This is a genomic window from Vannielia litorea (assembly GCF_018424695.1).
In the GTDB taxonomy this organism is placed as follows: Bacteria; Pseudomonadota; Alphaproteobacteria; order Rhodobacterales; family Rhodobacteraceae; genus Vannielia; species Vannielia litorea_A.
In genome coordinates this window covers 17,953-31,443 of record NZ_QTNQ01000005.1, presented here as the reverse complement: position 1 = coordinate 31,443, position 13,491 = coordinate 17,953, and the positions used below count along the sequence as shown (strand labels likewise).

Sequence of the window (13,491 nt, the reverse complement as noted above, 5' to 3'; positions counted from 1 at the left end):
CGCCGGTCTTACGGGGGAAAGCTTAGCGCAGGCGACAGCTTTCGCAAAACGCTGCCTGCCACGCCGGGCGGAGGCGTTTAGTCGAGGAAGTTCTCTGCGCGGAAGCGGCCGAGGTTGCCGAGCAACTGGCGCAGGAAGCTGACGCCCCGAACGTTGCTGTCGGTCACGCGCCGCGAGAGCGCCACCACGTTGCCGTCTCGCAGGGTGAACCGCTCGATGTTGCTGACGCGCCCGGCCGGATCGAAGGAGATCGCCACCAGCTGCCGGTCGACAAACTCGGGCTCGCGCGGGCCCCAGGTGCGGGTTTTGGCGGAGAGGTAGTAGATGCCGCTTTCGCGCAGCACGCCGTAGCCTGCGGGCGAGCCGACGGCCTCGATCACGGTTTCGCGGGTGTCCACGCCCACCTGGAGCGCGGCGAGGTCTGAATCGGTGGGGGTGTAGCCGTAATTGCGCATGCGCGCGGTGCACGCGGCGAGCGACACGACCAGTGCCAGAAGCACCAGCCCCCTTGCCGCGCCGGAGCCTGCTCCCGCCAGAGCCGCCTTGAAAGCCGCCATCTTCCCCTCGTGCCTCAGTTTCTTTTGTCTGTTAATCGGCTTACAGAAGGATAGTGCCCACATCAAGAAAGGAAGCGCATGGCCTCTGACCCCGATACCTCCGGACACTCCCACGTGATGCGGCTTTCGGAGCTGACCACCAAGCGGCCCACGCGGTTTGAGCTGGTGCCCGGCACCGGGGACCTCGCCCGGCTGGTGGAAGCCCTGGGGGTGCTTGGCCTGCGCAAGCTGCGCTTTGCCGGCACGCTCACCCCGATGGGCCGGCAGGACTGGCGGCTGGAGGGCGAGCTGGGCGCCACGGTGGTGCAGAACTGCGTGGTCACGCTCGAGCCGGTGACCACCCGGATCGAAGAGCCGGTGGTGCGCCGCTACCTGGCCGATTTCACCTTTCCCGAGGAGGAGGAGTCGGAGATGCCCGAGGATGACGAGGCCGAGCCCCTGCCCGCCGTGCTCGACCTGTCGGAGGTCATGCAGGAGGCGCTCGCGCTCGCCCTGCCCGCCTTCCCCCGGGCCGAGGGCGTGGAGCTTGGCGAGGCGGTCTACACCGAGCCGGGCGCGGAGCCGATGACCGAGGAGAAGGTGAAGCCTTTTGCCGGGCTGGCCGCGCTGAAGAAGCGGATGGAAGAGTAGGCTTGCGGCGGGCCCGAAGAGAGTTTGGGCCTCCGGCGGGAGATATTTGGGGCAAGAAAATGCTGCGGGTTCGGGCAGCCAGCCAGACGTCGGGTGGTTTGGCCCTGGTGCGGGAACTCTCTCCTTGCCTTTCACAGAAACTTTCGTATTTTGCCGCCTCCCTGCGGATCGGCGCTTGATCGGTGCCGCAGGGCGGCGTATGACGCGCCGGACGAGATTCCCGAAGACGCCGGGGCCGCAAGAGGCGTGCCCTGCCCAGACCCGAGGTTGAGACATGGCTGTCCCTCAGAACAAGATCACCAAGTCGCGCCGCAACATGCGCCGGTCGCATGACTCGCTGGTGGCCGACAACCCCGCCGAGTGCTCGAACTGCGGCGAGCTGAAGCGTCCGCACCACGTGTGCGGCGCCTGTGGCCACTATGACGACAAGGAAATCGTCGCGGCTGCGGACGAGATCGATTTCGACGAAGACGCTGCTTGAGCGTAAGGGCCCGCGCGCGCGGACATGAGTGACGCCGCCGATACCGACGCACCCAAGCTCCCGGCCCTTTCGGGCCGGGTTGTCATTTCTGTCGATGCGATGGGCGGCGACATGGGGCCGGCTGCAGTTGTGGCCGGCATCGCCAAATCCGCCGAGAAAAATCCCGACATCGCCTTCATCCTGCACGGCCCCGCCGCCGAGCTGCGTCCGCTTGTCGAGAAGCGCCGGCTGGCCGCGCGCGTCGTGGTGCGCGACGCCAAGGACGTGGTGCAGATGGATGACAAGCCCAGCCATGTGATGCGCCACGGCAAGAGCACCTCGATGTGGTCGACGATCGAGGCGGTGAAGAACGGCGAGGCCGCGGTGGCGGTGAGCTGCGGCAACACCGGCGCGCTGATGGCCGTGAGCATGCTGCGGCTACGCAAGATCGAGGGTGTGAACCGCCCCGCCATCGCCTGCCTCTGGCCCTCGCGCAACCCGGCGGGCTTCAATATCATGCTCGACGTCGGCGCCGATATTCGCGCCGATCAGCAGGACTTGCTGCAATACGCGCTGATGGGCATGAGCTATGCCCGCAACGGCATGGGCCTCAGCCGTCCGCGGGTGGGCCTGCTCAACGTGGGCACCGAGGAGACGAAGGGCCGGGCCGAGCTGAAGGTGGCCCATGATCTGATCGAGGACGCCGCGGCGAAGAACGATTTCGACTTCGTCGGCTTCGTCGAGGGCGGCGACATTCCGAGTGACCGGGTCGATGTGATCGTGACCGACGGCTTCACCGGCAACATCGCGCTGAAGACCGGCGAAGGCACCGCCAAGCTGATTGGCGATCTGCTGCGCCAGGCCTTCAAGCACACGCCGCTGTCGCGCCTTGCCGCGCTGCTGGCGCTCACCTCGCTGAAGCGGCTGAACAAGCGGATCGACCCGCGACGGGTGAACGGTGGCGTTTTCCTCGGGCTCAACGGCACGGTGGTGAAGAGCCATGGCAGCGCCGATGCCACTGGCGTGTCCGCCGCAATCAAGCTGGCGTTTCAGCTCGCCCAGTCGGGCTTTACCGAGCGGCTGGCAGCCCGCCTTGCATCGGTGGGCCACGCGGGGCAGGATGCGCCTGATAGCGACTGACCCCGGGCACTGGGGCGCCCGTAATGTAATGAAGGCGGGCGCTAGAGCGCCCGAATAGAATGACGGCGGGCGCTGTGGCGTCCGACAACGAACAACAAGAGGCATCTGAGAGCATGGTGGTGCGAGCCGTTGTGAAGGGCGTCGGGCATTATCTGCCCGACCGCGTGGTTCCGAATGCCTGGTTCGAGGATCGTCTGGACACGTCCAATGAATGGATCGTCTCGCGCTCGGGCATCGAGCGGCGGCACTTCGCGGCCCCGGGCGAAACCACCAGCCAGATGGCCGCGAAGGCCGCCCGCGCCGCGCTGGCGCAGGCCGGACTGGCACCTTCGGACATCGACGCCATCGTGGTGGCCACCTCGACCCCGGATTTTACCTTTCCCTCCGCCGCGACCATGGTGCAGGCCGAGCTGGGGATGGAGAACGGCTTTGCCTTCGACATTCAGGCGGTCTGCGCAGGCTTCGTCTTTGCCTTGTCGAACGCCCAGGGGCTGATCCTCGGCGGGCAGGCAAAACGGGTGCTGGTGATCGGCGCAGAAACCTTCAGCCGCATTCTCGACATGGAAGACCGCGCCACCGCCGTGCTCTTCGGCGACGGGGCGGGCGCGCTGGTGCTGGAGGCCGAAGAGGGCGACGGCACCTCTGCCGACAGGGGCGTGCTGGCAACCGATCTCAACAGCGACGGGCGCTACCGCGAGTTGCTCTACGTCGATGGTGGCCCCTCGGCGACCCGCACGACCGGCTTCTTGCGGATGCAGGGCAAGGAAGTGTTCCGCCACGCGGTGGAAAAGCTGGCCGCCACCGCCCACACCGCGCTGGACAAGGCCGGGCTGAGTGGCGCGGAGGTGGATTGGCTGGTGCCGCACCAGGCCAATCTTCGGATCATCAGCGCCACCGCCAAGAAAATGGGCCTGCCGATGGAAAAGGTGGTGGTGACCGTGCAGGACCACGGCAATACTTCCGCCGCCTCGATCCCGCTGGCGCTTTCCGTGGGCGTGGCCGAAGGCCATATTCAACCCGGGCAGGTCGTGGTCTGCGAGGCGATCGGCGGCGGGCTGGCCTGGGGCGCGGTGGTGCTGCGCTGGTAGCCCGCGCGGGCCGACTCACCCTTGGCGAAGGCGCGGCTTGGGCGCTCAGTTTCACCACGCGGGCAGGAAATCCCGCGCCTCCTCCGCCCTCTTTAGCTGAAACTGGTGAATAAACAGCACCTTCCAAGCCCCTGATATTGACTCGGAATATCCCCTGCCCCATCCTGATCCGAAACCAACGGGGGACCGAACATGGCCGGCAAGACACTGACGCGGATGGACTTGAGCGAAGCGGTGTTCCGCGAGGTGGGCCTCAGCCGAAACGAAAGCGCACAGCTGGTCGAGAGCGTGCTGGCCTATATGTCGGATGCGCTGGTGGCGGGCGAGAGCGTGAAGATCTCGTCTTTTGGCACCTTCTCGGTGCGCGACAAGGCCGCCCGGGTGGGCCGTAACCCCAAGACCGGCCAGGAAGTGCCGATCAGCCCGCGCCGGGTGCTGACCTTCCGGCCCTCGCACCTGATGAAAGACCGGGTCGCCGACGGCAACCGGAAGTGACTCCCGCCGCGAGAGCGGGGGCCGAGAGGGAATAGAGCAAGGGATAGCCCATGGGAAAAGCGCCCGACGCCTTTCGCACCATCTCCGAAGTGGCCGACTGGCTGGGCGTGCAGACCCATGTTCTGCGCTTCTGGGAAAGCAAGTTTTCGCAGGTCAAACCGCTCAAACGGGCCGGTGGGCGGCGGTACTACCGCCCCGCCGACATGGAGCTGCTGGGCGGCATCCGCAAGCTGCTGCATGAAGACGGGCTGACGATCAAGGGCGCGCAGAAGTTCATCCGCGAGAACGGCGTAAAGGCCGTGGCCGCGCTGTCGCCCCCCGTTGACGCAGCGGAAGAGGCCCCGGCGGACGCCCAAACCCCCGCCTCAGGCGTCGAGGCCGCAGCAGCAATGGTGCCCGAGACGGAGGCCGAGGTGCATGTTCATCCGGCCCCTGAGCCCTCAGCCGCGCCCGCGGCGACAATCGAAGTGACCGGCGAGGACCCGGCCCCTGCGGCGGAGGTGCATATCCTGCGCGACGGGCCGGAGCAGGCCGTGGACGTGACGGGCGAAGAGCCCGCCCCGGCGGTAGAGCCTGATCTCTTCGAGGCTGCCGTGAGCATGGAAGGTGAAAAGCCTGCACCGGCGGCGGAGGTGCATATCCAGCGCGATGGCCCGGAGCAGGCCGTGGACATGACCGGCGAAGAGCCCGCCCCGGCAGTGGAGCGCCAGCCCGACGTCTTCGAGGCTGCCGTCAGCATGGAAGGCGAAGAACCTGCGCCCGCGGCAGAGGTGCACATTCAGCGCGATGGCCCGGAGCAGGCCGTGGACATGACCGGCGAAGAGCCTGCGCCTGCGGTGGAGCCGGAACCGCCTGAGAATATCTTCAGCGCCGACACGGAAGAGGAGGCCGCCGCCGCCGCGCGCGAGGTGGCGCCCATCTCACCTGCCGATCCTGCCGCCACGGCGGAAGAGGACGACGACGAACTGGCACTGCCGAGCTTCATCCGAAAGCCGATGGAAGGCCGCGAAACGACGATTCCGCCTGTCAGCCCCGGGCCGCCGCCGCTGGGCGACTCGCGGTTTGCGGGCGTTGGTGCGGCAGAAATGCCGGACAGGGCCGAGGCTCATTCAGACGTCACCGAGGAGGCGCCCGAAGACGAGGCCCCTGCCCCCGAGCCCGTGGATTTTGCCGCCGCTGTCTCTCCCGACCCGGAGATGCCGATGCCCCAGCGGCTCACCGCCCGCCCTCAGGCCACCCTCGACACCGGGCAGCTGCGCCCGCTCTACGAGCGCCTGCTGGCGTTGCGCGAGAGGATGGGCTGAGGTTTTCGGCTCCGCAAATAGAGGGCACCGATCTCCCCTTGCATGGACCGCAGAATCGTCTAAAAAGCCCGAACGTCGGGCTATGGCGCAGTCTGGTAGCGCGTCCGTCTGGGGGACGGAAGGTCGTAGGTTCAAGTCCTGCTAGCCCGACCAAGAGTTTCATGAACGCCCGCACCCGAAAGGGTCGCGGGCGTTTGCATTGAACAGGTCCGAACAGGAGGCCGTGAGCGATGACGGAAGGCTTGGGCGTGCTGCCGGGACAGGCGATTGCGGCAATGATCGCGCGGGGAAGTCTGCGCGGAAAGCCCGATGTCACGGCAGAGCAGATCCAGCCCGCGAGCCTTGATTTGCGTTTGGGCACAGTCGCTTACCGCGTCCGGGCCTCATTTCTGCCGGGCAAGGAAGCCACGGTGCGTGAGCGGTTGGCCGAGTTTCAGATGCACGAGGTTTCGCTGGCGGAAGGCGCGGTGCTGGAAAAGGGCTGCGTCTATCTGGTGCCGCTGATGGAGAGCCTCGCGCTGGAGCCCGGTCTGACGGCTGTGGCCAATGCCAAGAGTTCCACCGGGCGGCTCGATCTGCTGACCCGGCTGGTGACGGATCGGGGCGTCGAATTCGATCGGGTGCCGGCAGGCTACGAGGGCCCGCTTTATGCCGAGATCTGCCCGCGCAGCTTTTCGGTTCTGGTGCGGCCCGGCATGCGGCTGAACCAGCTGCGGTTCCGCCAGGGTCAGGCCGTGCTCGATGACGCGGCGCTGCGCGCGCTCCATGCCGAGGTGCCACTGGTGAACGGTGAAGCGGTGATCGACGACGGGCTTGGCTTTTCGGTCGATCTGGCGCCGGCCGATGGCGGGCTGGTGGGCTACCGCGCGAAGCCGCACACCGGGATCATCGACCTCGACCGGATCGGCGCCTACCCGGCTGCCGCGTTCTGGGAGCGGATCGAGACCGATGAGCGGCGAATCATCCTCGACCCGGGGGCCTTCTACATCCTCGTCAGCCGGGAGGCGGTGACGATTCCGCCGATGTACGCCGCCGAGATGGCGCCCTACCTCGCACTGGTGGGGGAGTTCCGGGTGCATTATGCGGGCTTCTTCGACCCCGGCTTCGGCCACACAGAGGCGGGCGGTGCGGGCAGCCGGGGCGTGCTGGAGGTGCGCTGTCACGAGGCACCCTTCGTGCTGGAGCACGGGCAGGTCGTGGGGCGGCTGATCTACGAGCAGATGGCCGCACGACCCGAGCGGCTCTACGGCGCCGAAATCGCTTCGAACTATCAGGGCCAGGGGCTGAAACTGTCGAAACACTTCCAGACCTGAGGGCGGCACAGAAAAATCTTCACGAAGATTTTTCACACCAGCCACCCGGACGCAAAAATCTTCAGGAAGATTTTTGAGGGCAGGAAGAAAATTCGGGAATTTTCTTCTACTTGGCGCTCAGACCGGGGCCTGGGCGAGGCGGGCCTGTCCGGCTTCGCGCAAGAGCGTTGCGAGCCCGGTAAACCAGCCATCGTCCCGCGATGTGGCGCGGCGCAACAGACCGATTCGCCTGGCTGGCTCAGGTGCACCGAAGCGGCGCAGGGCGAGGTTGGGCGAGGCGGCGCATTCGGAGGCGGCGGCCAGCTCGGGCAGGAAGGTAAAGCCGAAGCCCTCGGCCACGAGCCCGGCCAGCGTTGCGAGCGAGGAGGCCCCAAGATCGACCCGCGTGTCGGACCGCCGCAGCGCACAGACTTCCAACGCCTGATCAGCGAGGCAATGGCCCTCTTCCAGCAGCAGAAGGCGGCCCGGATCGAGCGCCTCGGGACGAAGCCCGGCGCCCTGCCCCGTCAGCGTCGCCGCATTCCCCGCCAGCAGAAACCGGTCTTCGAACAGCTCCTCTTCCACGAAGCCGGGCCGCCCGGAGGGCAGCGCCACCACCGCCGCATCCAGCCGACCGGACTCCAGGCCATCCAGCACGCGCTCGGTCTGGGCCTCGCGCACACGAAGCTCCAGCGAAAGGTTGCGGGACCGGATCAGCGGGAGGGCGACAGGCAGCAGATAGGGGGCGATCGTTGGGATCACCCCAAGCGCCAGCCGCCCGCCGAGCCCCTCCTGCCAGCGCGCGGCCCGTTCCAGCGCATCCATTTCGCCCAGCACTGCGCGCGCATGGGTCAGCAACTCATGGCCCGCCGGTGTGAGCACGGCACGCCTCGGCTGGCGCTCCACGAGGCTGAGGCCGGTCTGGGCCTCCATCTCCTTGATCTGCTGGCTCAGGGCCGGTTGCGAAACATGTACCCGCTCGGCGGCGCGCACGAAGCTGCCGGTTTCGGCGAGCGCGGCAAAGGAGCGGAGCTGTCGGAGGGTCAGGTTCATAACTTCAGCTAATGGCAGGCTATAGAATATGCAATTTCAATTTATGCCAATGCTCTGGCACACCCCCGCTCAAGCGCCGCCGCCGCGCCGCGTGGCAGGAGGCGAACCCTCTGGGTTCGGTCTCGACGAATGAAACCGTGCCAGAAGGCCTGGTTTCTGGCGGGTGCCTGTCCCCAGCCGGCACCCGCCTTTTGACCTTGCGCAAGGCGTGGCAGGCTGGCGCGGGGATAATGGCCCCACTTGCAACGGAGGCCCCCATGCGGCTCACGCAGCATCTCAAGCAGATCACCTACGGTGGCAATGACGGCATCGTCACCACCTTCGCCATCGTGGCGGGCTTCGCAGGGGCCGAGGCAGAAGGCGCGGCGGGCATTGGCGCATTGGCCGTGCTCGTGTTCGGGCTGGCCAATCTCTTTGCCGACGGCGTGTCGATGGGGCTGGGCGAGTTTCTCTCCACCCGCTCTGCCCGGGCGCTCTACCGGGCCGAACGTGCCCGGGTGCTGGCGGGGGCCGATGGGGCTGCGCTGGTGCGGATGCTGGAGGCCCGGGGCCTGTCGCAGCCCACCGCGGCACGGGCCGCCGCCTGTCTGGAGGAAAGCCCGGACCTGGTGGCGGACCTCCTGGCAGGGGCGGGCGTGGCCATGCCCGACCTGCGCGGCGCGCGGCCGCTGGTGGACGGGCTGGTGACATTCGGCGCGTTTCTCACCTTCGGGCTTGTGCCGCTGCTGCCCTACCTGCTGGCAGGGCCGGAGGCCGGCAGCCTCGGCGCCTCGGTGGGCGCGAGCCTGCTGGCGCTGGTTGCGCTCGGCGCGCTGCGGGCCCGGGCCACCGGCGAGGCGCTGTGGCGGGCTCTGGCCGAAGTGCTCGGCGTTGGCGTGCTCTGTGCCCTTGTCGCCTTTGCCGTGGGCGCGATCGTGGGGTGAGAAAACCCGCGCGAGGCAGGGCACGCGCGGGTTTCGGCAGAGCCGGTGGCTCGCCCTGTTTTCTAGACGGCCGGGCTTAGCCGATCATGTTGGCCTCGGGGCCGTAGGTTTCCTCATAGTGGCGCTTCAGGCGCTGGAGGGCGATGCGCAGCACGATCTTGCCCGAGCGGGCCGACCAGCCCATGCGCTTTTCGGCGGCTTCCAGCCCTTCGAGAAAGCAGCAGCAGCGCAGCACCATGTCGCCAAGGCCCGGCCCAAGATCACGCAGCGCGCCCGCCACCCGCTCGCGGCTGGCGGAGGGTCCGTTTGCAGGGCCCGAGGCGGCGTTGAACTGGCCGCGGGTGCCGGCGGTGAGGAAATTATCCCAGTTCTGGGCCACGCGCGGGCCCATCTGGGCCATCTCGAAATCTTCGCGCAGGCGCTCGGCGGCGGCGACGAGATCGGCGGAGAGGAAGGGCTTGCCATCCTTCTCGCGGCGGCGGGCCAGCGCGGTGATCGGGCTTTCGGCGCGGTTGTAGCGGATCTTGCGAGGCCGCTCTTCGCCGGCATCGGCCTTTTCGATGTCGGCATGCTGCATCGCAAAGGGGGTCATCGCCTCGGCGAATCCCCCTGCCCCTTCGGTCTCGGCCAGCATCCGCTTCAGCGCGGCGCGGCCTGCGGCGGTAATGGCGTAGCTGGCCACCCGGCCCGGCTTGCGCAGCGCGATCCACTCTTTCAGGGCAAAGGCCTGCGCCACCTCGCGGTCCACCACGGCGGTGCGGGTGGAGCGGCCATCGGCGAGGCTGCGCACCACGGCGGCCTTTTCCATGTCGACGGCGATGGCGAGCACCGCGCCGCTCTCGGACAAGCGGCGCAGGATGCGGCGGCCCTCGCGGGCGATGGTTGCTTCGTCACAGACTTTGCGGTCGGGGGTGAAATGGCGGCTCATGGACAGCGTCTCCCTGGCGCCCCGGCCCTGGCCGGTGGCAGCCCTGAGGTTGAAGTGAGCTTGCCCGAGGCTGGCAAGAGCCTCATCGACAAGCGGATCATCCCGACGCTGTTCAAATCGCCTTATCTGCCTGAGGATCGTGGAGGCATGGACGCCCTCGCGCCGCGCAAGTCCGCGGATCGAATGGCCCGCCTCGATGTGGTTCAGGTAGTGCAAGGCACTTCTGGGCACCCAGTCAGGCACCGCTTCGGAGTCCTCCACGTCTCCGTGAATTCCGGTCATTCCGTCCGTCCCCTTCGGCAGTCTTTGGTCTGTCTTGTATGTCTCCAGCACATACAACCTAGAGGCGAATTAGTTACCCAGAAGTTAACAATGCGTCGTGTGATTCAGAATTGTAGAAAATTCATGATAAATCGCTGCGGCTGCGTTCGCTCTCCCACTGATTGCGCAACACCCGCTCTGGCTGTGTCAGGCTCAACCGGCAATCACGAGGAGCAAAACCATGACCGACCAGACCCCAAGTCCAAACCCGCAAGCCACCGGCGGCCACCAGAAGAGAAAGACCGACGGCCCTTTGGGAGGGCTTCGCCGCCCCAGGCTGTTGATTCGCGCCGCGCGCCTCGGGCTGTCCGATTACTCGCGCACCCGCGACCTGAAGCGGATCATGCGGGTGACGACCTTGCCCGCACCGACCAAGGCCCTGCGCGACCTGATGGACACGGAAGCCGAAATGGAAGAGGGGCGCCAGTCGGGCCTTTCAACCTACTCGGTCATCCGCCATGTCGAGGTGCTCATTGCCCTCATGGCGGAGGCACGGCTCTTGCCGCAGGGCCCCGTGCAGCCGGGCTGAAGCCGTCGCCCGACCGCTCAGGCCTGCTCAAGACATGGAGTCGGGCAGCACTTCCTTGCGCTTGGCCACGAAGGCCTCAAGCTCTTCGCGCACACCCGCGTCGAGCGCCGGGGCCTCATAGGCGGCCAACAGCTTGGCCACCCGCTCGGAGGCGAGGGTGGAGGTATCACGCCCGCCCTCTTCCTCCCAGGTCTCGAAGGGCTTGTAGTCGAGCACTTCGGATTTCCAGAAGGCCGTCTGGTAGTTGGCCTGGGTATGGGCGCAGCCGAGGTAGTGGCCGCCGGGGCCGACCTCGCGGATGGCATCCATCGCCTGCCCGTTGTCATCCACCGGAACCGGCGCGGCGAGGCGGTGGAGGATGCCGAGCTGGTCGGCGTCCATCACGAATTTCTCATAAGAACTCACCAGCCCGCCTTCGAGCCAGCCGCAGGCGTGCAGCATGAAGTTGACGCCCGAGAGCAGCCCCATGTTCAGCGAGTTGGCGGTTTCATAGGCGGCCTGCGCATCGGGCAGCTTGGAGCCGTTGAACGAGCCCGAGGAGCGGAACGGCAGGCCCATGCGGCGGGCGAGCTGGCCTGCGCCATAGGTCACCTGGCTGGCCTCGGGGGTGCCGAAGGTGGGTGCGCCGGAGTTCATGTCGATCGAGGTGACGAAAGCCCCGAAGATCACCGGCGCGCCGGGCTTGACGAGCTGGGAGTAGGCCACGCCGGCCATCACCTCGGCCAGCACCTGCGTCAGCGTGCCCGCCACCGAAACGGGCGCCATCGCGCCGCCGACGATGAAGGGGGAGATGATGCAGGCCTGGCCCGCTTCGGCATAGGTCTCGAGCGCCCCCATCATCACCGAGTCGAAGGTGAGCGGCGAGTTGATGTTGATGAGCGAGGTCATCGCGCAGCGCCCGTTCAGCCCGCCTTCGAGCCCGCCGAAGAGGATTTCGGCCATGGCGACCGAATCCTCGGCGCGGCTCGGCTCGGTGACGGAGCCCATGAAGGGTTTGTCGCTGAGGGTCATATGCGCCATCAGCATGTCGAGGTGGCGCTTGGCGACGGGGATGTCGGTCGGCTCGCAGACTGTGCCGCCGGAGTGGTGCAGCCACTTGGACATGTAGCCAAGCTTCACGAAGTTCTCGAAATCGCGCATCACCGCATAGCGGCGGCCGCCCGAGTTGTCGCGCACGAAGGGCGGGCCGTAGACCGGGGCGAGCACGAGGTTCTTGCCGCCGATCTCGACGTTGCGCTCGGGGTTGCGGGCGATCTGGGTGAACTGGCCGGGCGCGGTTTCGCAGAGCTTGCGGGCCAGGCCGCGCGGGATGTGCACGCGCTCGCCTTCCACCGTGGCCCCTGCCTCGCGCCAGCGCTCCAGCGCCTTGGGGTTCTCCACGAAGGCCACACCGATCTCTTCCAGAACGGTCTCGGCATTGGCCTCGATGATCTCCAGCGCCTCCTCGTTGAGGATCTCCAGGTTGGGGATCGCGCGGGTGATGAACCTGGCCGCCTCGATCTTCATCCCCGTCCGCTCGGCCCGCCGCGCGGCTCCGCCGCCCGAACGTCCGCGCCGCCTGCCCTCTGCCGCTGCTGCCTCGGCCATATGCGAATCCTTTCCCTCAGAAGGGTTGCCTTTGCAGCCTGATAGCCGATGGCAGCGGCACGCCGAGGCCGGATTGCGCCGCCTCGGGGGGAAAAGCGACATGAACCACCCCAGGCACGACCTTTGACCGGGGCCGCTGCCCCGTGCACAATGGCCTTCCATTGCGGAGGGAGGCCGCCATGACAGCATCCGCCAGCACCGCCCCTGCGCGAGAGGCCCGGCGCGGCACGGAAGAACGGCTGACGCTCACCTCCTCGGAGATCACCGCGCTGGCGCACCTCTATCGCGGCGAGGTCTATCGCAGCACGATCTGGCGCACCCGGCTGGACACCACCACCAACTGGGCCGTGGTGACACTGGGCGTGGCGCTGTCCATTTCCTACTCCTCCCGCGAAGCCTCGCCCCTGCCGCTGGTGCTGGTGGGCGTGCTGATCCTGCTGTTCCTGATGCTGGAGGCGCGGCGCTACCGTTACTTCAACGTCTGGCGGGCGCGGGCGCGATGGATGGAAACCCATTTCTACGCGCCGATGCTCTATGACGGCGATCTGCACATGGAAGACGAGTGGCAGAAGGTGCTGAGCGAGGATTACCTGCGCCCGCGCTACCATGTGAGCATGTTCGTGGCCCTCGGGCGGCGCATCCGGCGCAACTACCTCTGGATCCTGCTGATCCAGTCCCTCGCCTATGGCGGCAAGCTTGTGGTGCACCCGACCTCGGTGGAAAGCTGGGCACAGGTCGTCGCGCGGGCCGATGTGGGGCCGCTGCCCGGTGAGGTGGTGATCGGGATCGGGGTGATCTACGTGGTGAGCTGGGCGGGCATCGCGCTTTGGAGTTACCGCCACGATGCGGCTCTCGCCGAACGCCGGGGCAAGAAGAGTTCCAGCTCGATGGGCTGAGGCAGATCAAGGCAGCGCGGGCGTGGGCGTGGCAGGCTCCAGAAGAATGGAGGCTGCGATGAGTTTGAAAGCCAAACGCAGGGAGCTGATGGGTCTTGTCGGTGGCGCCGGGGTGGTGGGTTTTCTGATCGGCGTTCCGGGCGGTGCCTATTCCTTCACCACGGCGATCGTTGTCGCATTTGCGATCTGGATCATGGGCGCGGTGCTGGTGAACCTGTTCACCCGCTAGGAGTGCATGCCCGCGCGGCTTGGGTTGCGAAGCTTTGCAGGCTTGCACCCTGCCCCGCC

Annotated in this window: 15 protein-coding genes and 1 tRNA gene; 12 read left to right on the top strand and 4 right to left on the bottom strand. The window is 67.1% G+C overall.

The genetic code is table 11. The features are described 5' to 3' along the window. Nucleotides 1–77 precede the first annotated feature (77 nt). Nucleotides 78–557, bottom strand: coding sequence for an outer membrane protein assembly factor BamE domain-containing protein (gene bamE / locus DYI42_RS03220; RefSeq protein ID WP_213544480.1), 480 nt, complete (start codon nt 555–557; stop codon nt 78–80). Nucleotides 558–635: 78 nt separating this feature from the next. On the opposite strand from bamE, the gene DYI42_RS03215 reads away from it, so the two are divergent. From DYI42_RS03215 to DYI42_RS03180, 8 genes are all read left to right on the top strand, one after another. Further along, nucleotides 636–1,187, top strand: coding sequence for a YceD family protein (locus DYI42_RS03215; protein WP_244867473.1), 552 nt, complete (start codon nt 636–638; stop codon nt 1,185–1,187). A gap of 274 nt (nt 1,188–1,461) precedes the next feature. Then, nucleotides 1,462–1,668, top strand: coding sequence for a 50S ribosomal protein L32 (gene rpmF / locus DYI42_RS03210; protein ID WP_213544479.1), 207 nt, complete (start codon nt 1,462–1,464; stop codon nt 1,666–1,668). 24 nt (nt 1,669–1,692) lie between these two features. Next, complete coding sequence (gene plsX, locus DYI42_RS03205; RefSeq protein ID WP_213544478.1) at nt 1,693–2,787, top strand: phosphate acyltransferase PlsX; 1,095 nt, start codon at nt 1,693–1,695, stop codon at nt 2,785–2,787. A gap of 113 nt (nt 2,788–2,900) precedes the next feature. Next, nucleotides 2,901–3,875: a beta-ketoacyl-ACP synthase III gene (locus tag DYI42_RS03200; protein WP_213544477.1), complete on the top strand. Its 975-nt coding sequence runs from the start codon at nt 2,901–2,903 to the stop codon at nt 3,873–3,875. A 192-nt stretch (nt 3,876–4,067) separates the two neighbouring features. Beyond that, nucleotides 4,068–4,370: an integration host factor subunit alpha gene (gene ihfA / locus DYI42_RS03195; RefSeq protein WP_213544476.1), complete on the top strand. Its 303-nt coding sequence runs from the start codon at nt 4,068–4,070 to the stop codon at nt 4,368–4,370. Between the two features lie 50 nt (nt 4,371–4,420). Beyond that, nucleotides 4,421–5,674: a MerR family transcriptional regulator gene (locus DYI42_RS24145; protein WP_244867471.1), complete on the top strand. Its 1,254-nt coding sequence runs from the start codon at nt 4,421–4,423 to the stop codon at nt 5,672–5,674. 76 nt (nt 5,675–5,750) lie between these two features. Then, nucleotides 5,751–5,827, top strand: a tRNA-Pro gene (locus tag DYI42_RS03185). A 77-nt stretch (nt 5,828–5,904) separates the two neighbouring features. Then, complete coding sequence (locus DYI42_RS03180) at nt 5,905–6,987, top strand: 2'-deoxycytidine 5'-triphosphate deaminase (RefSeq protein WP_213544475.1); 1,083 nt, start codon at nt 5,905–5,907, stop codon at nt 6,985–6,987. A gap of 117 nt (nt 6,988–7,104) precedes the next feature. Here DYI42_RS03180 and DYI42_RS03175 read toward each other — a convergent pair whose 3' ends face one another. Beyond that, a complete protein-coding gene (locus tag DYI42_RS03175; protein WP_213544474.1) occupies nt 7,105–8,019 on the bottom strand; it encodes a hydrogen peroxide-inducible genes activator in 915 nt (304 codons plus the stop codon). A gap of 257 nt (nt 8,020–8,276) precedes the next feature. Between DYI42_RS03175 and DYI42_RS03170 the strand changes: the two genes are divergently transcribed. Then, a complete protein-coding gene (locus DYI42_RS03170) occupies nt 8,277–8,942 on the top strand; it encodes a VIT1/CCC1 transporter family protein (protein ID WP_213544473.1) in 666 nt (221 codons plus the stop codon). 76 nt (nt 8,943–9,018) lie between these two features. On the opposite strand, the gene DYI42_RS03165 is transcribed toward DYI42_RS03170, so the two are convergent. Continuing rightward, the gene (locus DYI42_RS03165) at nt 9,019–10,143 is read right to left on the bottom strand and encodes a DUF6456 domain-containing protein (protein ID WP_440870619.1); all 1,125 of its coding nucleotides are present in this window, start codon (nt 10,141–10,143) and stop codon (nt 9,019–9,021) included. 229 nt (nt 10,144–10,372) lie between these two features. Here DYI42_RS03165 and DYI42_RS03160 point away from each other — a divergent pair, with 229 nt between their 5' ends. Continuing rightward, entirely contained in the window at nt 10,373–10,720 is a 348-nt protein-coding gene (locus tag DYI42_RS03160) for a DUF6477 family protein (protein ID WP_244867469.1), read from the top strand. 27 nt (nt 10,721–10,747) lie between these two features. Here the strand turns inward: DYI42_RS03160 and DYI42_RS03155 are convergent, their stop codons facing one another. Continuing rightward, nucleotides 10,748–12,307: a trimethylamine methyltransferase family protein gene (locus DYI42_RS03155; RefSeq protein ID WP_213544471.1), complete on the bottom strand. Its 1,560-nt coding sequence runs from the start codon at nt 12,305–12,307 to the stop codon at nt 10,748–10,750. 179 nt (nt 12,308–12,486) lie between these two features. Here DYI42_RS03155 and DYI42_RS03150 point away from each other — a divergent pair, with 179 nt between their 5' ends. Both DYI42_RS03150 and DYI42_RS03145 read left to right on the top strand, forming a co-directional pair. Beyond that, complete coding sequence (locus DYI42_RS03150; RefSeq protein ID WP_213544470.1) at nt 12,487–13,203, top strand: DUF2270 domain-containing protein; 717 nt, start codon at nt 12,487–12,489, stop codon at nt 13,201–13,203. Nucleotides 13,204–13,261: 58 nt separating this feature from the next. Further along, nucleotides 13,262–13,432, top strand: a complete 171-nt coding sequence (locus DYI42_RS03145; protein ID WP_213544469.1) for a hypothetical protein — start codon at nt 13,262–13,264, stop codon at nt 13,430–13,432. Nucleotides 13,433–13,491 lie beyond the last annotated feature (59 nt).

What these genes read in the sequence shown, in the direction of transcription:
- bamE (WP_213544480.1), bottom strand. Translation starts at nt 557, where the DNA reads ATGGCGGCTTTCAAGGCGGCTCTGGCGGGAGCAGGCTCCGGCGCGGCA.
- DYI42_RS03215 (WP_244867473.1), top strand. Translation starts at nt 636, where the DNA reads ATGGCCTCTGACCCCGATACCTCCGGACACTCCCACGTGATGCGGCTT.
- rpmF (WP_213544479.1), top strand. Translation starts at nt 1,462, where the DNA reads ATGGCTGTCCCTCAGAACAAGATCACCAAGTCGCGCCGCAACATGCGC.
- plsX (WP_213544478.1), top strand. Translation starts at nt 1,693, where the DNA reads ATGAGTGACGCCGCCGATACCGACGCACCCAAGCTCCCGGCCCTTTCG.
- DYI42_RS03200 (WP_213544477.1), top strand. Translation starts at nt 2,901, where the DNA reads ATGGTGGTGCGAGCCGTTGTGAAGGGCGTCGGGCATTATCTGCCCGAC.
- ihfA (WP_213544476.1), top strand. Translation starts at nt 4,068, where the DNA reads ATGGCCGGCAAGACACTGACGCGGATGGACTTGAGCGAAGCGGTGTTC.
- DYI42_RS24145 (WP_244867471.1), top strand. Translation starts at nt 4,421, where the DNA reads ATGGGAAAAGCGCCCGACGCCTTTCGCACCATCTCCGAAGTGGCCGAC.
- DYI42_RS03180 (WP_213544475.1), top strand. Translation starts at nt 5,905, where the DNA reads ATGACGGAAGGCTTGGGCGTGCTGCCGGGACAGGCGATTGCGGCAATG.
- DYI42_RS03175 (WP_213544474.1), bottom strand. Translation starts at nt 8,019, where the DNA reads ATGAACCTGACCCTCCGACAGCTCCGCTCCTTTGCCGCGCTCGCCGAA.
- DYI42_RS03170 (WP_213544473.1), top strand. Translation starts at nt 8,277, where the DNA reads ATGCGGCTCACGCAGCATCTCAAGCAGATCACCTACGGTGGCAATGAC.
- DYI42_RS03160 (WP_244867469.1), top strand. Translation starts at nt 10,373, where the DNA reads ATGACCGACCAGACCCCAAGTCCAAACCCGCAAGCCACCGGCGGCCAC.
- DYI42_RS03155 (WP_213544471.1), bottom strand. Translation starts at nt 12,307, where the DNA reads ATGGCCGAGGCAGCAGCGGCAGAGGGCAGGCGGCGCGGACGTTCGGGC.
- DYI42_RS03150 (WP_213544470.1), top strand. Translation starts at nt 12,487, where the DNA reads ATGACAGCATCCGCCAGCACCGCCCCTGCGCGAGAGGCCCGGCGCGGC.
- DYI42_RS03145 (WP_213544469.1), top strand. Translation starts at nt 13,262, where the DNA reads ATGAGTTTGAAAGCCAAACGCAGGGAGCTGATGGGTCTTGTCGGTGGC.